At 69.1% G+C, this 17,637-nt stretch carries 16 protein-coding genes; 9 read left to right on the top strand and 7 right to left on the bottom strand.

Annotated elements, in window-relative coordinates; genetic code table 11:
- Window positions 1-2: 2 nt before the first annotated feature.
- The gene (locus IVW53_05375; protein ID MBF6604997.1) at window positions 3-1,028 is read right to left on the bottom strand and encodes a Gfo/Idh/MocA family oxidoreductase; all 1,026 of its coding nucleotides are present in this window, start codon (window positions 1,026-1,028) and stop codon (window positions 3-5) included.
- 1,063 nt (window positions 1,029-2,091) lie between these two features.
- Between IVW53_05375 and IVW53_05370 the strand changes: the two genes are divergently transcribed.
- The 3 genes from IVW53_05370 to IVW53_05360 all read left to right on the top strand — a co-directional run bounded on the left by IVW53_05370 (window position 2,092) and on the right by IVW53_05360 (window position 5,523).
- The gene (locus tag IVW53_05370) at window positions 2,092-3,333 is read left to right on the top strand and encodes a DNA modification methylase (GenBank protein ID MBF6604996.1); all 1,242 of its coding nucleotides are present in this window, start codon (window positions 2,092-2,094) and stop codon (window positions 3,331-3,333) included.
- A 340-nt stretch (window positions 3,334-3,673) separates the two neighbouring features.
- On the top strand, window positions 3,674-4,123 hold the full coding sequence (locus IVW53_05365) for a hypothetical protein (GenBank protein MBF6604995.1): 450 nt from the start codon (window positions 3,674-3,676) through the stop codon (window positions 4,121-4,123).
- Window positions 4,120-5,523: a hypothetical protein gene (locus IVW53_05360; protein ID MBF6604994.1), complete on the top strand. Its 1,404-nt coding sequence runs from the start codon at window positions 4,120-4,122 to the stop codon at window positions 5,521-5,523. Before IVW53_05365 ends, IVW53_05360 begins: the two co-directional genes overlap by 4 nt.
- A gap of 65 nt (window positions 5,524-5,588) precedes the next feature.
- Here the strand turns inward: IVW53_05360 and IVW53_05355 are convergent, their stop codons facing one another.
- From IVW53_05355 to IVW53_05335, 5 genes are all read right to left on the bottom strand, one after another.
- On the bottom strand, window positions 5,589-6,698 hold the full coding sequence (locus IVW53_05355; protein ID MBF6604993.1) for a site-specific integrase: 1,110 nt from the start codon (window positions 6,696-6,698) through the stop codon (window positions 5,589-5,591).
- Window positions 6,699-7,062: 364 nt separating this feature from the next.
- Complete coding sequence (locus IVW53_05350; GenBank protein MBF6604992.1) at window positions 7,063-7,959, bottom strand: TIGR03560 family F420-dependent LLM class oxidoreductase; 897 nt, start codon at window positions 7,957-7,959, stop codon at window positions 7,063-7,065.
- On the bottom strand, window positions 7,959-8,915 hold the full coding sequence (locus IVW53_05345) for a Gfo/Idh/MocA family oxidoreductase (protein ID MBF6604991.1): 957 nt from the start codon (window positions 8,913-8,915) through the stop codon (window positions 7,959-7,961). The genes IVW53_05350 and IVW53_05345 overlap by 1 nt, the downstream gene beginning before the upstream one ends.
- A gap of 5 nt (window positions 8,916-8,920) precedes the next feature.
- The gene (locus IVW53_05340) at window positions 8,921-9,715 is read right to left on the bottom strand and encodes an isochorismatase family protein (protein ID MBF6604990.1); all 795 of its coding nucleotides are present in this window, start codon (window positions 9,713-9,715) and stop codon (window positions 8,921-8,923) included.
- Entirely contained in the window at window positions 9,688-10,143 is a 456-nt protein-coding gene (locus IVW53_05335) for an NAD-binding protein (GenBank protein ID MBF6604989.1), read from the bottom strand. Before IVW53_05335 ends, IVW53_05340 begins: the two co-directional genes overlap by 28 nt.
- Window positions 10,144-10,325: 182 nt before the next feature.
- Here IVW53_05335 and IVW53_05330 point away from each other — a divergent pair, with 182 nt between their 5' ends.
- Both IVW53_05330 and IVW53_05325 read left to right on the top strand, forming a co-directional pair.
- Complete coding sequence (locus IVW53_05330; GenBank protein MBF6604988.1) at window positions 10,326-11,237, top strand: dihydrodipicolinate synthase family protein; 912 nt, start codon at window positions 10,326-10,328, stop codon at window positions 11,235-11,237.
- 82 nt (window positions 11,238-11,319) lie between these two features.
- Window positions 11,320-12,477, top strand: coding sequence for a mandelate racemase/muconate lactonizing enzyme family protein (locus IVW53_05325; GenBank protein ID MBF6604987.1), 1,158 nt, complete (start codon window positions 11,320-11,322; stop codon window positions 12,475-12,477).
- A 47-nt stretch (window positions 12,478-12,524) separates the two neighbouring features.
- Here the strand turns inward: IVW53_05325 and IVW53_05320 are convergent, their stop codons facing one another.
- Window positions 12,525-13,208, bottom strand: a complete 684-nt coding sequence (locus IVW53_05320; GenBank protein ID MBF6604986.1) for a FadR family transcriptional regulator — start codon at window positions 13,206-13,208, stop codon at window positions 12,525-12,527.
- Between the two features lie 304 nt (window positions 13,209-13,512).
- Here IVW53_05320 and IVW53_05315 point away from each other — a divergent pair, with 304 nt between their 5' ends.
- From IVW53_05315 to IVW53_05300, 4 genes are read left to right on the top strand one after another with little or no spacing between them, the layout of a single operon-like run.
- Window positions 13,513-14,769, top strand: coding sequence for an extracellular solute-binding protein (locus IVW53_05315; GenBank protein ID MBF6604985.1), 1,257 nt, complete (start codon window positions 13,513-13,515; stop codon window positions 14,767-14,769).
- Between the two features lie 24 nt (window positions 14,770-14,793).
- Window positions 14,794-15,672, top strand: coding sequence for an ABC transporter permease (locus IVW53_05310; GenBank protein ID MBF6604984.1), 879 nt, complete (start codon window positions 14,794-14,796; stop codon window positions 15,670-15,672).
- The gene (locus IVW53_05305) at window positions 15,669-16,490 is read left to right on the top strand and encodes an ABC transporter permease (protein MBF6604983.1); all 822 of its coding nucleotides are present in this window, start codon (window positions 15,669-15,671) and stop codon (window positions 16,488-16,490) included. Before IVW53_05310 ends, IVW53_05305 begins: the two co-directional genes overlap by 4 nt.
- Window positions 16,487-17,611 carry an ABC transporter ATP-binding protein gene (locus IVW53_05300; protein ID MBF6604982.1) on the top strand — a complete coding sequence of 375 codons (1,125 nt, stop codon included), beginning with the start codon at window positions 16,487-16,489 and terminating at the stop codon, window positions 17,609-17,611. Before IVW53_05305 ends, IVW53_05300 begins: the two co-directional genes overlap by 4 nt.
- The last annotated feature ends 26 nt before the right edge of the window (window positions 17,612-17,637 follow it).

Raw genomic sequence — 17,637 nt, 5'->3', positions numbered from 1 at the left:
CATCATGTCCCCGGTGCCGCCACCCCGATCGTCGCACCGTCCTGGATGGCGCCCTCCGCGGCCATCGCTATGAGGAAGGCCGCCCGGCCATCGGCTCCGGAGGGGCTCACGGGCTCGTCGTTCTGGATCGACCGCCCGAAGGCGCGCACCTGGTTCGTGTACGCGGCTGCGAAGCGCGGCATCGACGGTGGTGTCGCGTCCCAGCGGACGCCGCCCTTGCCACCGAACGCAGATCCGCCGACGATCGGCAGGCCGCCGATGAACGCACTCCCGTCGGTGCCGTGGACCTCCGTGCGGACATCCTCGCCGAACGCCACGCGCCGGCTGAGCTCGACGCTGCCGATGGCGCCCGAGGCGAACTTGAGGTTCACCACGGCCGTGTCGACATCGCCGTACGTGGCGACCTCCCGGAAGATCTGGACCGAGCCGGTCGCCTGAACCTCTACGACCTCGGAGCCCATGAGGAACCGGGCCGAATCGAACTCGTGGATGCCCATGTCGAGCATGATCCCGCCGCTGACTCGGGGGTCGAGGAAGCCGGGCGGTGGCACGTCCGTGTCGTACTGCCGGCTGGTGAAGAGCAACGGCCGGCCGAGCTCGCCGGCGACGATCCGCGCCCGCGCACGGACGTGGTCGGGATCGTGGCGTCGCATCAGCCCGACCTGGAGGCGCACGCCGGCCCGATCGACTGCTGCCAGCATCGCGTCCGTGGCGCCAAGGTCGAGCGCCAGTGGTTTCTCGCACAGGATGTCCCGCCCGGCGGCCGCGGCAGCTTCCACCATCGCGCGGTGATGGATGGACGAGACGGCGATGAGAACGGCGTCGACACCGGACGCGGAGATCGCCTCGAGCGGGTCGGCGAACGCCATCACCCCGCCGATCTCGTCGGCCAGGCGACGTGCGGCAGGGCCGTCGACGTCGCCGATCGCGACGATCCGCACCTCGGGCGCCCCCGCGGCGATGAGACGGGCGTGGTTGCTGCCCATGCGCCCGGCTCCGATGACCGCCAGGCCGATCCGTGATGTCATGCAGTCGTCCCGATCGCTATTCCCCAACCTCCGGGGCTGCTCTCCCGCTCCCGACCATCGCCCGTCGGGAACCGCTGATGAGCCGCATCTCCTTGAGCCCACGCCCGATGCCCGTCGATGGCATTGAGGCGTGGGGCGAGACGGCTCAGTTGGGACCGTCCCGCCTAATCGATTGCACAGACGCTAGCATCGGCTCATCGGCTGCGTCAACAGACGCAGCAATACGCGCGCCGCTTCCGATCTCGTCCAGATACGTTCGTGACACCGGGCCTGGGCGGGGAGTGAGACGGGTCCGGGCCTGACAAGGGAGCGAGAGCCCTCGCTACGCTGGTGGTGTTCAGACATCATCAGAGGAGGACTCTCGTGCCGAAGTCTACCCGCCGGCGTGCAGGGCCGACGATCGCCGGAACGGTGCTCGGGTCGTTTCCCAGCTGATCCCCCAGGCGCACGTCGACCCTGGCGCGGCCTGATTTCATTAGGGGTCAGATCGGGGTCACAGCGAGTCCGAACGCCGCAGCTTCCGGCCGCGGTCGACGATTTCGTGCGTGAAAAGGTGGAGCCGACACTCGGATTTGAACCGAGGACCTGCTGTTTACGAAATCCGAGGTCCGCTCTGGACGGCAGGATTCTGCAACGTTTTGCAACGTCCTCCAGCACGGATTCTGGCCCCGCTCGAGGGTAGGGAGTTGCGTACGCAATCGTCTACACGAGACGAAGCGCCTGCCGTCCTGAGCACGATGCGCGAGCGCCCCAATCTAGATCGGAAGGCCTCCTCCCGCACGGTCGCCTCATGGATCCCTCGCGCCGCCAGCGCCGTGGGGGCTGCGACTCGATCGTCAGGCCCGAGGCTTCGCTCCGGCGCGTAGAAGTCGACCCCATTGCGCCGCTCTGAGAGGGTGGCGGTATGGCTGTTCTGGTCGACGAGTTCGGCGCCCGACGAAGCGTTCGTCAGGCCCGACCTTCCCCGCGTAGATCGGTGGGCTCTCGACCCGGGTGGCGAAGATCGTTGTGCAAGCGCCCGCGGAATGGCGGGCACCGACCGACCGCCATGGAGACCGAACCGATGACCACGACCACCCTGCCGCTCCTCACCGTCGAGGAGGTCGACCTCGCGACCCTCCGACCCGATCCGGCCAACCCGCGCCGCATCGAGGCCAGCGAGCTCGACGCGCTCGAGCGGAGCATCCGCGAGTGGGGCTTCGTGCAGCCGGTCCTCGCGCGACGAGCTGACCGCGTCGTCATCGGCGGCCACCAACGGCTCGTGGCGGCGCGCCGACTCGGCCTCACGAGCGTCCCGGTGATGTGGCTCGACCTCGGTGTCGAGGAGGCCCGGCTGCTCGGCCTCGCCCTCAACAAGATCTCGGGAGCCTGGGACGAGCCGCTCCTCGCGCGACTCCTCGCCGACCTTCAGGCAGCGCCGTCGGTCGACCTGACCCTCTCGGGCTTCGGTGCAGGCGAGGTGAAGGACCTCCTCCGGAACCTCGAGAGCCGCGAGCTCCGGGATCGCCCGGAGGACTTCGACCTCGACGAGGCGCTCGATGCGGCACGGCGGAGAGTCCGGGCGAAGCCGGGCGAGCTGTGGAGTCTCGGGGAGCATCGCCTCCTCGTCGGTGATGCGACGAAGGCGGACGACCTTGAGCGGGTCCTTGACGGAAGGCGCGCCGGGCTGACCTTTGTCGATCCGCCCTACAACGTCCGGCTCGGTGACCACGGCGGTCAGCAGCCCGCGGCGCGGCGCCGCAGGCGCATCGCCAACGACGCCCTCGAGCCGGCGGCTTGGATGGCGTTCGTCCACGCTTGGGCCCGCAATCTCCTCGCCGCCACCGATGGTGCCCTCTATGTCTGCATGAGCAGCAAGGAGTGGCCGACCGTCGCCCGGATCCTCGCTGACGAGGGTGGGCACTGGTCCGACACGATCATCTGGGCGAAGGATCGCTTCGTCCTCGGGCGAGCCGACTACCAGCGCGCCTATGAACCGCTCTGGTATGGCTGGCGGGAAGGGTCAGCGCATCGCTGGTGCGGCGACCGCGACCAGAGCGACGTCTGGCAGATTGCACGACCGGCCGAGTCGCCGCTCCACCCGACCATGAAGCCACTCGCCCTCATCGAGCGCGCGATCGCCAACAGCAGCACCATCGGCGACCTCGTCCTTGATGCGTTCATCGGTTCCGGCAGCACGCTCATCGCGGCGGAGCGCAGCGGCCGCGTGTGCGCGGGGATCGAGCTCGATCCGGTGTATGTCGAGGTGGCGCTCGCTCGCTGGGAGCGCTTCACCGGGCAGACAGCGCTGCGCACCGATGGCTGACCGATGCCCGGGGCTGCGGTGATTGCCCGCCGCGCCGTAGAAGCGCGACCTATCGACAGGAATCGGGCCAGCCGAGATTGTTGGGGCACGCGCGGCACGAGCGGCGCTTCGCTTGAGTGATAGGAAACAACATGACTCCACAAGCGCCGACCGACGAGCGTTGTAACGCCGCAGTCCGGCCAGGCAGCGACCGGAACGAGCGCTGCTCTGACGGCGCCGCCGTCTTCGCGGCCGAGCTCCTCGAGCGACGCAGCGCTGTCGAGCAGGCCTCGTTCGGAGACGCGGAGGACGCCATCGCGCGCCGCCCCACCCCGGCGGGCGAACGAGTCGGACGGCGCTGATGGGCCGTCGCTCGAAGGCCACCGAGACGCGGATCGAGGCGCTCCTGAGCGCCCTGCGCGCCGGCAGCACCCGCGAGGGCGCCGCCGGTCACGCGGGCATCGACCGCACGACCCTCTATCGCTGGCTCGCGGGGGACGCGCGCCTCCGTGCCCGGGTCGAGCAGGCCGAGGCCGACTTCGAGGTCCGCTCCGTGGCGCAGATCGCCCAGGCGGCGGCCGACGACTGGCGCGCGTCCGCCTGGTTGCTCGAGCGGCGCCGGTCGGCGTCGTATGGCCGCAGCCAGATGCAGGCAGCCGCTGCCGCTGGAGCGTCCACGGTCGCCCCGCCGCACCCGCTCGACGACCTCTCACCGGCGGAAGGGGCCCGGCTCGCCCGGGAATGGGCGGAACGGCTTGCCGCCGAGGCTGCGGCGCCGGTCCTCGTCGATGGCGAGATCACACCCGCATGACGTACCGCACGTTCCTCCGCGATCTCGCAGCCGCCGACGACGGCGCGTTCGCCGAGTACGTGTCCGACCTGCGCTTCCCCGAGCACCTCCGCGAGGCGTATCGGTTCGCCGCCCGCCATCCCCGAGCGGTCGTCCTCCTGCCGCGCGGCCATGCCAAGACGACCGGGGCGATCCACCATCTCGCGCGCCGCATCGGGGCATCTGCCGGCAGGCTCAAGATCGGGATCGCCACCGCATCGGAGACCGACGCCGTGAAGCGCTCGCGGGCGGTCCGCGCGCTCGTCGAGAGCCCCCGGTTCGCCGAGGTCTTTCCGTGGGCCCGGTGCGGTGTCGCATCGGCCAAGTGGACCGAGGCCACCTGGACCGTCCGCGGTGCCGAGGACTACGCCGAGAAGGACGCCACCGTCGCCGCGGGCTCGCTCCATGGCCTGCGCCCCGGTCCACGGTTCGATCTCCTCCTCGCCGATGATCTCATCGGTCCCGCCGAATGTACGACCGCCGCGCAGCGGCGCAAGACCGCCGAGCGGTTCTGGGCGGTCATCGAGCCGATGCTCACGCCGACGGGCCAGATCATCGTCTTGGGCACTCGCTGGCATGAGGACGATCTGTATGCTGAACTCACCGCGAAGGGCTGGCCGCTCCTCCTCCGCCCGGCGCTCACCCCCGATGGACAGGCATTGTGGCCGACGTACTGGCCGGCGCGGCGCCTCGCGGCCAAGCGCGAGGAGCTCGGCTCCGCGATCTTCGATCTGCAGTACCAGAACGATCCGGCCGGCATGGGCGGCAACATCGTCAAACGCGAGTGGTTCCGCTCCACCGACACGGCCCCGGCGGGTGCCCATCGGGTCGGGGTCGACCTCGCCGCGTCGGCCGCTGAGCGGGCCGACTACACCGCGGCGGTCGAGCTCCTCGAGGACGACGACCACACCCTCTATGTCGTCGGCGCCTGGCGGGCTCGTCTCGATGAGGGCCATCGGGCGTGGCTCACTGGATTCGACGAGGCCGGCGCGCCGGTGCGCTCCGATGGCCCCCGCCTCCTCTGGCCGGAGCGGCTCCTGCCGCCGCACCTCATCGGTGGTGCGGTCGCCCTCGATCGACCCCGGCCACTCGAGTCGGTCAACATCGAGGCGGTCGCCTACCAGAGCACGTTCGTCGGCGAGCTCCTCGCTCGGACGCTGCTCCCGGCCCGGTCGATCAGGCCCGACGCTGACAAGGTCACCCGCGCGCGGGCCCTTGCCGCGCGCTACGAGGGCGGCAAGGTCGTCCACCTCCGCGGTGCGCCCGGACTCGCCGAACTCGAGGCCGAGTTGGTCGGCTTTCCCAACGCCGAGCACGACGACCTCGTCGACGCCCTCGTCTATGCGACCGACCTCGGGCGGGTCGATTTCAGCTTCGCCTGAGGCCCGCCGGCGTGCGGGCCATCGTCGGTCACGCGGGGTACGATCGCCGGACTCGCCGTCCCGCCCTACCCGCGCACCCCACTGAGCACCGCGTCCATCCGATCGGCGGCCTCGCGGCCGAGCGAGGGCAGGACGTGACTGTACGTGTTGAGGGTGAGGCTGATCTCGGAATGCCCGAGCGTCTCCATGACGACCCGCGCCGGCACGCCCTGGGCGAGCAGGAGCGAGGCGCAGGCATGGCGCAGGTCATGGAACCGCTGCTTCGGCAGATCGGCCGCGGCGAGGATGCGCTGGAAGCGGCGGGTGACGGTGATCCCGTCGAGCGGCGTACCGAGCGTCGTCGTGAACACGAGGTCCGCGAACTCGTCCGCTGACTCCGGGCGGAGCGGCCCTGGCTCCTCCATCTGGCGGGCTCGATGGGCGACGAGGGCGTCGCGGACGAGTGCCGGCAGTGGCACGACCCGCCGACTCGTGGCGGACTTCGGCTCGACGAGGACGAGCCGGCCGTCGATCCGGGCGAGGGCGTGGCGGACGGTGAGGGTGCCGGCGGCGAGGTCGAGGTCACGCCAGCGCAGGCCGAGGATCTCGCCCTGGCGGAGGCCGACCCCGAGAGCGACGAGATAGAGCGCCCGCAGTCGGTCAGTGACGATCGCTCCGAGGAAGGTCCGTGCCTGCTCGACCGTGAGGGGCGATACCTGCCGGCGGGGGATGCGCGGCGGCCGTGCGAGGCGGGCGACGTTGCGGTTGACGAGATCGGTCCGTTCGGCGTGGCCGAGGGCCCCGCGGAGGACGCCGCGGAGATAGCCGACCGTCCGCGGCGAGAGGCCCGACGCCGCCTTCGCGTTGAGGAAGGCCTGAACATCGGCGGGTGAGAGCGTGGAGAGCGGGAGGGCCCCGAGGCCCGGCGCGAGATGGAGGCGGACGATGTAGCGGTACGAGGCATACGTCCGGGGCCGCACTCCGAGACGGACGACGTCGGTCAGCCAGGTCTCGAGGAAGCGCCCGACCGTGAGGCCGCCTCTCGTCCCGGGCGGGCCGGGGGCACCGGGGCCAAGAGCGACGCGGAGTCGGTCGCGCATCGCCGACCGCGTGCGCCCCAAGCGCGAGGGTGCGGCGGGCTCGCCAGCCGGTCGACCGTACGGCGCGGGCTCGAGCGCGAGGGTCGGTGGCGGCATGGCGGCGGGCTCCTCATCGAGTGGTGTCCACACATACATCACTCGGATGTGGCCAGATAGCAACAGGTGATCCTGAACCGGGGGCTGTCCCATCGCGGGCTCGCCCTCGGGACACCGATGGCGGACGGCGAGGGCCCGGTCACCGGGCGCGCTGTTCGCCGGCGGAACCTACTCGGTGGGCCCATGCACAAGTGCCACGGCGTCGCTCCGCGATCGAATCCGGGTTTCTGACCCCACGGGCGCCACATCATTAGGGACACGACTCGACGGGGTCCCTGGCGTCCGTTCGCTTGGCTGCGCACGTCTGCCAGCACCCGTCGACGGACTTGACACGCGTAATCTCACACGGCGCGGTCCGGAGGACCTATGGATCCCCTGGTTCGAGTTGGAGTCCGGCGTCGCCCGCGTCGCGTGCGAGCGCATCCAATGCGTCAGGGTCGGTCGCCGAGCCGGGGACGAGAAGCATCGCGCGTGACAGGCCGAGCGCGGCATAGCGGGCGAGCATCTCTGCGCGTGCGGGTCCAGCTTCCGGAACGTACTCCCACCATGCATGGACGCTCACGCGAAGTGACCCGGGGTCTCGACCGATCTCCTCACATCGTGCGCGGATCACGGGCAGAGCGCCGGCGACCTCGTCGGGGGTCAGTGAGTCAAGGTTCAGCTCATCGGCGTAACGCGCCGCCAAGCGCCAGGTGACCTTCGGGCCGTTCCCGCCCACCATGACCGGCACCCGAGGTTCCTGGATGCCCTTCGGGAGGTTGATAGCGTCCACAACCCCGGCATGTGCCCCGTGATACGTGGCGCGACCAGGTCCGAGCATCCGGGTCACCACCTCGAGCTGATCGCCGAGCACCTCGAGGCGCTCGGCGAGCGGCGGAAACTCGTACCCGTACGCCCGCCACTCATCTTCCTTCCACCCGGCGCCGATCCCGAGCTCCGCTCGGCCACTGCTGGCGACGTCGAGGGTGGCGATCATCTTCGCCACGAGGGCCGGGTTGCGGAACCCCGCGGAGAGAACGAGGTGGCCGAGACGCACACGGCTTGTGACGGACGCCAGTGCGGACAGGGCGACGAACGACTCGAAGGTCAGCTCGTCGGATGGCTGTGAGAACGTCTGGAAATGGTCGAAGGTCCACAGGGAATCGAACCCGAGCCGCTCGGCCCGCTCCGCGACCTCCAGGACCCGCGCCCAAGCGTTGCCGGGCGTTGTGCCGTGGAACTCACCGACCCAGCCCTGCGGGATGACGACCCCGAGGCGCATCAGCGCATCTCGGCCGCCAACCGGGCGACCGCCTCCTGGACGCGAAGTGTTGGCAGGAGCGTCGACGCCTCAGCCGCAAACGTCGGACCGCCGCGGACCGCCGCCAGGAAGGCCGCATCCTGCGCTGCGATCGCCTGGGCCTCCGCTTCCCGCGAGTCGCCGTCGTACAGGAGGCCACCGGATGTGCGGACCCGCGCGCCGTCGATCACGAGCGTCTCCTCCGGGTAGACGATGGTGTAGTCCGCGGCATCGACGAGGGAGTCGTACGAGAGCGCGATCGATCCGATGCCTCCCACCAGGGTGCGGATGGAGATCGCGTAGTCCATCGGCGCGCCCGAGCGGTCGAGCGAGCGACCCGCGACCGCCCGAACCTCAGCAACCGGCGAATCGAGGAGGGTCAGTACGAGATCGATGACGTGCCCGCCGTGATGCCAGAGCAGGTCGTCCGTCCAGCTGCGCGCGCGACCGGTCCAGCCCACGTTCTCGTGCCGCCGCTGCAGGCAGCGAGCAACGACCAGTGCCGGGGAGTCAGGTGTTGCGGCGGTCGCCGCCCGGGCGCGCATGAGGGGCTCCCAGAACCGCAGCGTGTGGCAGACGCCCAGCAGGAGCCCACGTGAGGCGGCCAGACCCACCAACTCCTCGCCGTCGCCGAGCGACATGGCGAGCGGGACCTCGACGAGCACCTGCCGCCCGGCACGGAGCGCAGACCGAGCCTGCGCGACATGCAGCGGGCTCGGCGATGCGACAACCACAACATCAACGCCGTCTGCAGCGATCGCGGCCTCCGCGTCGACCGTCATCTCTTCGACGCCGAGGCGAGAGGCAAACGACTCCAATTGGCTACGGTCCGGGCCCGCAACGACCCGCAACTTCGCGCCCGCAGCGGCGAGCGCAGGCGCATGGAGCTCCGCGATCGCGCCGTAGCCGAGGAGCGCCACGCCGGGTCCGGAACGCACGCCGCTCATCCCTTAGGACGACCTCTCCGCGGCGCCCCCGATGCAGCTCGACCGTCGGCGATCGCGTCGCACGCGGCGATGAAGTCATCGGTCGTCGCCGTGTAGCCGATGTTCGACTCGATGAACCGGACCGCCATGAATGACGCCCAGCCTTCGTGCGCCGTCTCGGGGTACTCGACGGTCCCGATCGCATCTCGGAGCGCCACGACGCGGTAGTCGCGGAAGAGGGCGTCCGTGAGGGTCGCCGCCAGGCAGATCCGGCTGTCGAACCCCACGGCGACGAGCGACTTGGCGCCGTAGCCTCGGAGGACCGAGTCGAGGTTCGTCTCGAAGAAGCCCGAGTACTGCTGCTTGAGGATGACCGGTTCGTGGGGCCCCGGCGCGATGACCGACGCGTGCTCGAGGATCGGGGTCGGAGGACGCCACGCCTCGAGGACATCGACGCCGCATGTCCGAACCGACATCCGGCGCCACTCGTTCGCCTCGGAGAGACCGGGCGAGAGGTAGTTGGTCGTGTAGACGACTCGGATACCCGCTCGCTTCGCGGCCGCCTTCGCCGGCACGATGCGGTGGCGGACGATCTCCCGGAACGGATCGACAAGGCCCGGTCGATAGAAGTCTGGCATGCCGTCAGGCAGGGTGACCGGGTCATCGTAGCGCTTGCCGTAGACGTCGATGAGGAGGAACACCGTCTCGTCGACCGGGAGGCTGAGGGGCTCCTCAGCCGGACCGAGCGGATCCGCCGGTGGGAAGGCGCGCCAGTACCGCCCGGTCAGCTGCAGGCTTGAACTCGTGTCCACCCGCTCCCCTTCCCTTGCTCCTGCACCCGTTGTGGGTCAACTCCGCTCCGACGACGCGGCCCCTCCCCCGCGCAGGGCCCTGTCCGATCGAGGCCGATGACGAGCGCTTGTGATCCCGTCCCCCCATGGCCGGCCGCAGGCACGAGATGGTAGAGCTCCTTGACTAGGGCGATGCCGGGGAGTGCGGCCCCCACCTCGTGTGCGGCCTCGAGCGCCATTCCGAGGTCCGTGATCATGAGCTCCACCCCGAAGCCCCGCGCTATGTCGCCGTCTGTCATCCGCGGCCAGGTGTACCGAGCGGGCGCCGAGTCGGCGATGCCCGCGCCGATCGTCGTCAAGCCACGCTCGCGGATGGCGGTCGGGTTGCGATCGTGGACGACAACCGGATGGACCCCAGCCATCACGTGCCAAACCATCCGGCCTCCCATCACGCCGGTCCCGATCCAACCGATGCGCGCCACGCGACTCCCTCACCGCGAGCAGACCCTGCCGGACTTGGCCGGAGCTGGCCCGCGGCGCAATGATATGATGATTGGCAACGGACCGCCGAGCCCACAGGCATATGAGCGCATCGGCGCCGGGAAGGTGAGCCACCCATCTGGAGCCGGACGTGCAACGCCAAGTCGACTGGCAAGGGATCTTCCCCGCGGTCCTGACGATCTTCGACCGGTCGGGTCGGATCGACGACACGGCGATGGCGACACACATCGACCGGCTCGTCAACGAGGGTGCGACGGGCCTGGTGGTCGGGGGCACGAGTGGCGAGTTCATCCTGCTCGACGATGTCGAGCGCGTTCGGGTCATCGAGATCGCCGTCGCCGCGGCGGGCGGCCGCGTGCCGGTCATCGCGGGCACCGGCTATGCGTCGACCGCCCAGACGGTCTCCGTCACGCGGCGAGCGGCCGCGATCGGTGCCGACGGGGCGATCGTCATCCTGCCGTACTTCCTCCGTCCGACGGAGCCGGAGGTCATGGACCACTTCGCTGCGGTAGGCCGTGCCTCCCCGATCCCGGTCATGCTCTACAACAATCCGGCCAACTCGGCGGCACCCGCGCTAGAGGTCCCGCGGATCCATGCGCTCTTCGCCGCGGGGCTCCTCCAGGCCGTCAAGAGCACCTTTCCGACCGTCCATGAGGTGCACGAGCTGCGGGCCGAACTGCCGCCCGAGTTCAGGGTCTTCTACGGCAGCTTCATGGCCCCGCTCGAGGCGCTCGCCGGCGGGGCGGACGGATGGATCAGCGGGATCCTGAACGTCGCCACGCCGGACGCCGTCGCGATGCGCCGGGCGATGTGCGTCGGCGACCTCGACGGTGCCCGGGCGGCCTGGAGGAGGATCCTCCCGATCAAGCTGCTCTACACCCGCCAGCAGGTCGGGCCGGCCGGCGATCTCCCGATCTACCGGGCGATCCTGCACCTCCGAGGCCTCGAGGGTGGAGCGTCGCGGTCGCCCGTCCACGACCTCTCGACCGACCAGGTGCGCGTGGTCCGGGAGCTGCTTCACCCGATCGGATTGGTGCCATGACAACGACCACTTCGTCGAGGCGTCCCGGCGCTGTGACCGCTCGGAGGGTGCGATGCGAATCACGGGGGTGAGGGTGGATGTCGTGAGCATGGGCCGCGCCAACGCGGTCTACGTGAGGATCGACACGGACCGCGGCCTCACCGGGACGGGCGAGACGGTGCTGAAGCGTCGTGACGGTTCGGTCAGAGCGAACCTGATCGAGATTGGCGAGTACCTGGTGGGGAAGGACGCGCTGGCGACCGAGGACCACTTCGAGAAGCTCTACCGCGACACGTTCTGGGTCGGTGGGCCGCTCCACGCGGCCGGTCGCAGCGCGGTGGACATCGCTTTGTGGGACCTCAAGGGCCAGTACTACAACGCCCCGATCTACCAGATGCTCGGCGGACCGACCCGTGACTCGATCCTCACATATGCCCACGTCGCGTGCGGATCGACGCCGGACGAGTTCGCCGCCGGCCTTCGTCGACTCGCCGACCGGGGCTACCGCGGCGCCAAGACCGGGCTCCCGCTCTTCTATGGGGAAAAGTCCGATCCGACGATCACCGAGAGCGGCTACTTCGGCACACCGGGCTCCCTCGACCCATCGCTGAAGGAGACCGAGTATCTGCCGACGAGCGTCATCGAGAAGATCGCTGGCTGGTTCGCAGCCGCCCGGGAAGAGGTCGGATGGGAGTTCGAGTTGATGCTCGACTGCCACGGGCGGCTCAACTTGCCGAACGCGGTCCGCCTCGTCGAAGCGCTCGTGCCCTACCGCCTGCTGTTCCTCGAGGAACCGCTGCCACCCGAGTCGGCCACGGAATACGCCCGCCTCAGTGCGCGCAGCTCGATCCCGATCGCGGCCGGGGAGCGTCTGGTGAGCCTCTGGGACGTGCGTCCCTTCCTCGAGGCCGGGAGCCTCGGCGTCCTCCAGTGCGACGTCGTCAACTGTGGCGGCCTCACGGGCGCCAAGAAGATCGCAGCGCTGGCCGAGTCGTACTTCGTCCCTTATGCCCCCCACAATCCGAACGGCCCGATCGCGACGCTCGCGTCATCCCATCTGATGGCAGCCATTCCGAACGCCCTGGTCCTCGAGACGGTGGGCTCGGAGGCGGATCTCGCGATGTTCGCGGAGCTCGTGGACTACCCGCCTGAGATCGACCGCGGCGTCCTGCGCCTGACCGAGCGGCCGGGGCTCGGAGCGAGCCTGCTCGACGACGCCCCGGTGCGTCGTCCACCGGGGCGATTCACCGCGACCCGCTGACCGCGGGGCGACCCGAGCGTGGTCCGTCGGTCCCTCCGTCCGCCAGGCTATCGCGAGGACAGCCGGCCAGAGGGCCTCGCGGCCTCGAACCGGGCCCGCGTCTTACGGATGTGGGCTTCTGAGGCCCGCTGTGCCGCGGTACCGTCTTGGGCCGTAATCGCCGCGAGGATCTCGACGTGCTCGGCGTAGGAGGCCTCCGAGGCGCCGGGGATCCCGCCGGTGACCCGGCGGAGATCGACGAGCAGTCCATTAAGGGCGTGGGCGAGCGCCTCGAAGACCACGTTGCCCGAGGCCTCGGCGATCGCCGCGTGGAAGCGGACGTCGACCGACCGCGCGAGTTCTCGGTCGCCGCCGCGGACCGCCGCCTCGTTCTCCCGCAGCACGACCCGGATCGCCGCGACCTGTTCGGGCGTCGCGTTGATGGCGGCGAGCCGCGCGGTCGCGCTCTCGGTCTCGAACCTAAAGTCGAAGAAGTCGCCGACCGACCGCTCGGGGGCCATGGCGCCCGAGAGGATCGCCATGTCGACGACAGATTCGAGCGGCAGCGCCTTGACGATGGCGCCGCGCCGCGGCGCGATGTCGACGACGCCAAGCAGGCTCAGCGACTGCATGGCTTCACGGATCGGCGTTCGACTCACCCCGAACAGGGCCGTCAGCTCCGGCTCCGTGGGCAGCCGGTCGCCGGGTCGCCATCGACCCGACAGGATGTCCGCGAGGAGTCGCTCGCGCACGAGAGTCGCGAGCTTCCGCCGACCCGACGGGCGCCGATGACCGTGCGCTGGGGCGCCGACCGCGCGTGCATCGCCTGCGGCGCTGCGGGCCAACCTGCGATCAGGCGGCGTCACGGACGAATTCCCTCCTGTGGTGCGAGACGGAGCATGCGGGACATCGCTGCCAGCGCAGACGCCCGGCGTTGACTCTAGCGTATCCAATGATGTTACGATTGGTTCTGCTACGATTGTGACCGGAACTGGCCAGCCAGGATCCCCCCGACCTGACCAGTGCGGGGCAACTGATAGAGCGGAGGAGTGCGTCATGGGCGACCCCGTCGAAGACCTGTTGGCTGCGAAGCTCCGGAGGCAGCTGCTGACCCGACGAACCTTTATGCGCGGGGCGGGTGGTCTCGGCGGCGTGGCGCTCCTCGGGGGCGTCTCAGCCTTCCTTGCCGCGTGCAATCAGGCCGCATCGTCGGCGAGCGTAGCCCCGGCGACCGTAGCCCCGACGGCTGCTGCCGCATCGGCTGCGGCCCCGACGGCTGCCGCGAGCGTGAAGCTTGGCGGAGCCCTGAACTTCATCGGATATGACGGAGAGGACGCCAAGGACGTCGCGAAGTCGTTCTTCCAGCAGAACAACATAAAGATGAACCCTACCTTCATCGCCGATGCCTTCGAGCCGCTCACCAAGTTCAACACCGGCGGCAAGGGGCAGATGGACATCATCTCGGACAACAAGGACTTCCAGCGCGCCATCCTGGCCGCCGGCGTCGAGCTCTTCCAGCCGCTCGACCTCAGCCGGATCCCGAACGCCGCGGGCCTCTTCCCGGCGTTCCAGCAGGCAGCGTGGCTCACCAAGAACGGCCAGATGTACGGGATCCCCCTCATCTGGGGCGACGAACCGTGCATCTACAACCCGAAGAAGTGGAACGGCGTTCCGGCGAAGTACACCGACTTCGCCGCCGCGAAGTACAAGGGTGAGCTCGTCCTCGTCGACGATCCGATCGCCAATACCTGGTTGTTCGCGCAGTCGCTGGGAATGCCCCAACCGAACCGCCTGACTCAGGCCCAGCTCGATCAGACGATGACGGCGATGAAGACCATCAAGCCGAACGTCGTCACCTTCAGCGCCACGCTCGGCGATCAGGCCGACGTCCTGATCCGCGGCGACGCCTCGATGGGGATCGGCGGATGGGCGTACCAGGTCGTTCTCGCCAAGCAGAAGGGGGTCACGCTTGTGACCGCCAGCCCCGCGACCGACGGGACCTACTACTGGTCGGACGCCTACGCGATCGCGGTCGGCGCTCCGAACGTCGATAACGCATACGCCTTCATGAACTTCATGATGGCGCCCGAGAACAACAGCGCGATCGCCATCGCGCTCGGGTCCGGGGCGACGATCGCCAAGGCCGTCGACCAGATGGACGCCGCGACGAAGGCCCTTTACCACTACGACCTCGTCGCCCAGCCGGGCGGGATCCTGGCCACGCAGGTGGTCTCGCCCCCACAGAACGATGAGGGCGACGTGGTCGGCGTCGTGAAGTGGCAGAAGGCCTGGCAGGACTACAAGCTCGCGTAGGCTGCAGCCACGGCGCAGCGGTCGGTGACTTCGTTAGCGGTCGCGCGCCGCCCAGGGGTTCGACGAAGGACGGCGTCGCGGCGGCTGCTCGGGCCCGCGGCGGCGTTCTACCTGGCGTTCTTCGTCGCACCCATTCTGATTCTCTTCGCCTACAGCCTGTTCCAGCAACAGGGATTCAACGTCGTCCCAGACGTCACCCTGTCGAACTACCTCACCGGGGTCACGACGGCGTCGTATGCGGCCGTTCTGGTCAGGACACTGCTCGTCGGGATCGCCACGGCGTCCGTGGTCGTGCCGATCGCCTACGTCCTCTCCTACCTCATGCTCTTCGTGTTCAGCCGACGAGCGCAGTTCCTGCTGAACCTCGTGCTCGTCTCGATGTTCAGTGGCTATCTCGTGCGGATCTACGCGTGGCGGACGATCCTCGGCAGGGACGGGCTCCTCAACGCCATCCTCATCCAGCTGGGCGTAGTCAAGGAGCCACTCACGTTCCTGATCTTCAGCAGTTGGGCGGTGATCATCACGCTCGTCGAGCTGCTGATCCCCCTCGCCCTCCTCCCGGTCTTCTCCGCGATGTCCAACGTTTCCAAGGAGCATGTGGAGGTCGCCCGAGACCTCGGCTCCTCAGGCTTCCGGCTGCATCGGACCATTCTTGTGCCCATGGTGCTCCCGGGACTGAGCGTGGCCTTCGCCCTGTCGTTCATCCTCGCCGCCGGCGACTTCGTCGTGCCCCAGCTGATCGGGGGGAGCCAGGGGATCATGGTCGGGAACATCATCGCCGACCAGTTCAAGGGTCTCGGCTACAACTGGCCGCTCGGATCAGCGCTCGCCTTCCTCGTCATGGGGATCGTGATCGCCGTGTACCTCGGGCTCATCCGCCTCGTCAGGCTCGCGACGCGATGATCGACTCGTTCGCGACCGGCGCAGCACCCGCGCGCCGGCGTCGTTTCCTGCCGAGCCACCTCCTGGCCCGTCTGTTCCTCGTCGTCGTGCTCGTCTATCTCTTTGCGCCGGTCGCAGTCACGGTCCTCTTCTCCTTCACGACCTCGCCGAGGCTCAGCCTCCCGATCGAAGGCTTCACGCTCAACTGGTACGCGATCGCGTTTAGCGACCCGTTGTTTCCCGATGCGCTCACCCACACGCTGGTGCTTGCCGTGGTGACCGGGATCGTCGCCGGCGCCCTCGGCGTCGCATTCTCGTTCGGTCTCGTCCGACTGCAGCGGCGGGCCCGCGGAGCGCTGCTCACGGCGAGCCTGGTGCCCGCAGTCGTTCCCGGTCTCGTGCTCGGGATCGCGCTCGCCGTCCTGTTCAACGCCCTTGGGGTAACGCAAGGGCTGCGGAACGCCGCGATCGGCCACATCGTGATCGCGCTTCCGTTCGTGGTCCTGACCATGAATGCGCGCCTCGAGACGTTCGACTTCACGACGCTCGAGGCTGCCCGCGACCTCGGCGCTTCGCCGTGGCGCACGTTCATCGACATCACGCTGCCGCTCATCCGGGCTTCGGTGATCGGCGCGGTGCTCCTCGCCATGGCCCAGTCGCTCGATGAGTTCGTCGTGACCTGGTTCAACATCGGCAACGACATGACCCTGCCGGTCCTGATCTGGGGGTTGCTCCGGCGAGGGATCAGCCCAACGATCAATGCCCTCGCGACGGTGGTCCTTGCATCCCTCGTCGTGCTCACCGTCCTGTCGAGCCGCGTGAATCGGAGGCTCCTGTGACCCGCCCGGCAGTCGAGATCGTCGGCGTTGGCAAGCGCTTCGGTGACCACGTCGCCCTGCATCGGATCGACCTGACGGTCAGCGAAGGCGAGTTCGTGTCGCTCCTCGGGCCGAGCGGCTGCGGCAAGACCACGCTGTTGCGGATCGTCTCGGGCTTCGAGCAGCAGACGGTGGGCCAGGTGCTGATCCACGGCACCGACGTGTCGTCGGTGCCGCCCGAGCGGCGGCCAACGAACATCGTCTTCCAGCGCGGGGCGTTGTTCCCGCACATGAACGTCTTCGACAACATCGCCTACAGCCTCCGCCTGAGGAAGTGGTCGAAGGTTCGGATCGCGGCGCGCGTCGAGGAGATGCTCGACCTGGTCCGCCTGACCGGCCTCGGTCAACGCGGCCCGACAGAGCTGAGCGGCGGACAGATCCAGCGGGCCGCGCTGGCACGCGCCCTGGCACCGGAGCCGACCGTGCTCCTGCTGGACGAGCCGCTGTCGGCGCTCGACCTCAAGCTGCGTCAGCACATGCAGCTCGAGCTCCGCGCGATCCAACGCAAGCTCGGCGCGACGTTCCTGTACGTCACTCACGACCAGACCGAAGCCCTGGCGATGTCCGACCGCATCGCGGTAATGAACGAAGGCCGGATCCTCCAGGAGGGCACGCCCCGCGAGATCTACTCGCGACCGACCTCGGTGTTCGCATCCGACTTCATCGGCGAGACCAACCTGTTCCGCGGCACGGTCGCGACGGTTGATGGCCCATCCATCACGATCGCTCTTTCGGACGGCACGATCGTCCCGGCGCACGCCCCGGATCCCATCACAGGCGGTGCCTCGGCGACACTGTCGGTCAGACCGGAGTCGATCCGACTCCTCGCTGGTGCCGAACGGGCGGGGATGGATGCCGGTCTCCGGGGCACGATCGCCGAGATCGTCTATCTGGGAAGCCGCGTCCGCATCGGAACCGCGACGACGGACGGATCGGTCGTGTGGGCCGACCTGCGCGACGCGGAAACAGAGGGCCTCGCGACCGGCGACTCGGTCTCGCTCAGCTGGTCTACTGCGGCGTCGACCACGTGGGCTGACACGGCCGACGAGGCCCTGTCTCTGCCCGCCCCCGACGACGCATGACACGCGGCTCGGATCTCGAGGAGAAC

The sequence above is a fragment of the Chloroflexota bacterium genome (assembly GCA_015478725.1).
In the GTDB taxonomy this organism is placed as follows: Bacteria; Chloroflexota; Limnocylindria; order Limnocylindrales; family CSP1-4; genus C-114.
This window is presented reverse-complemented; position numbering and strand designations above follow the sequence as displayed.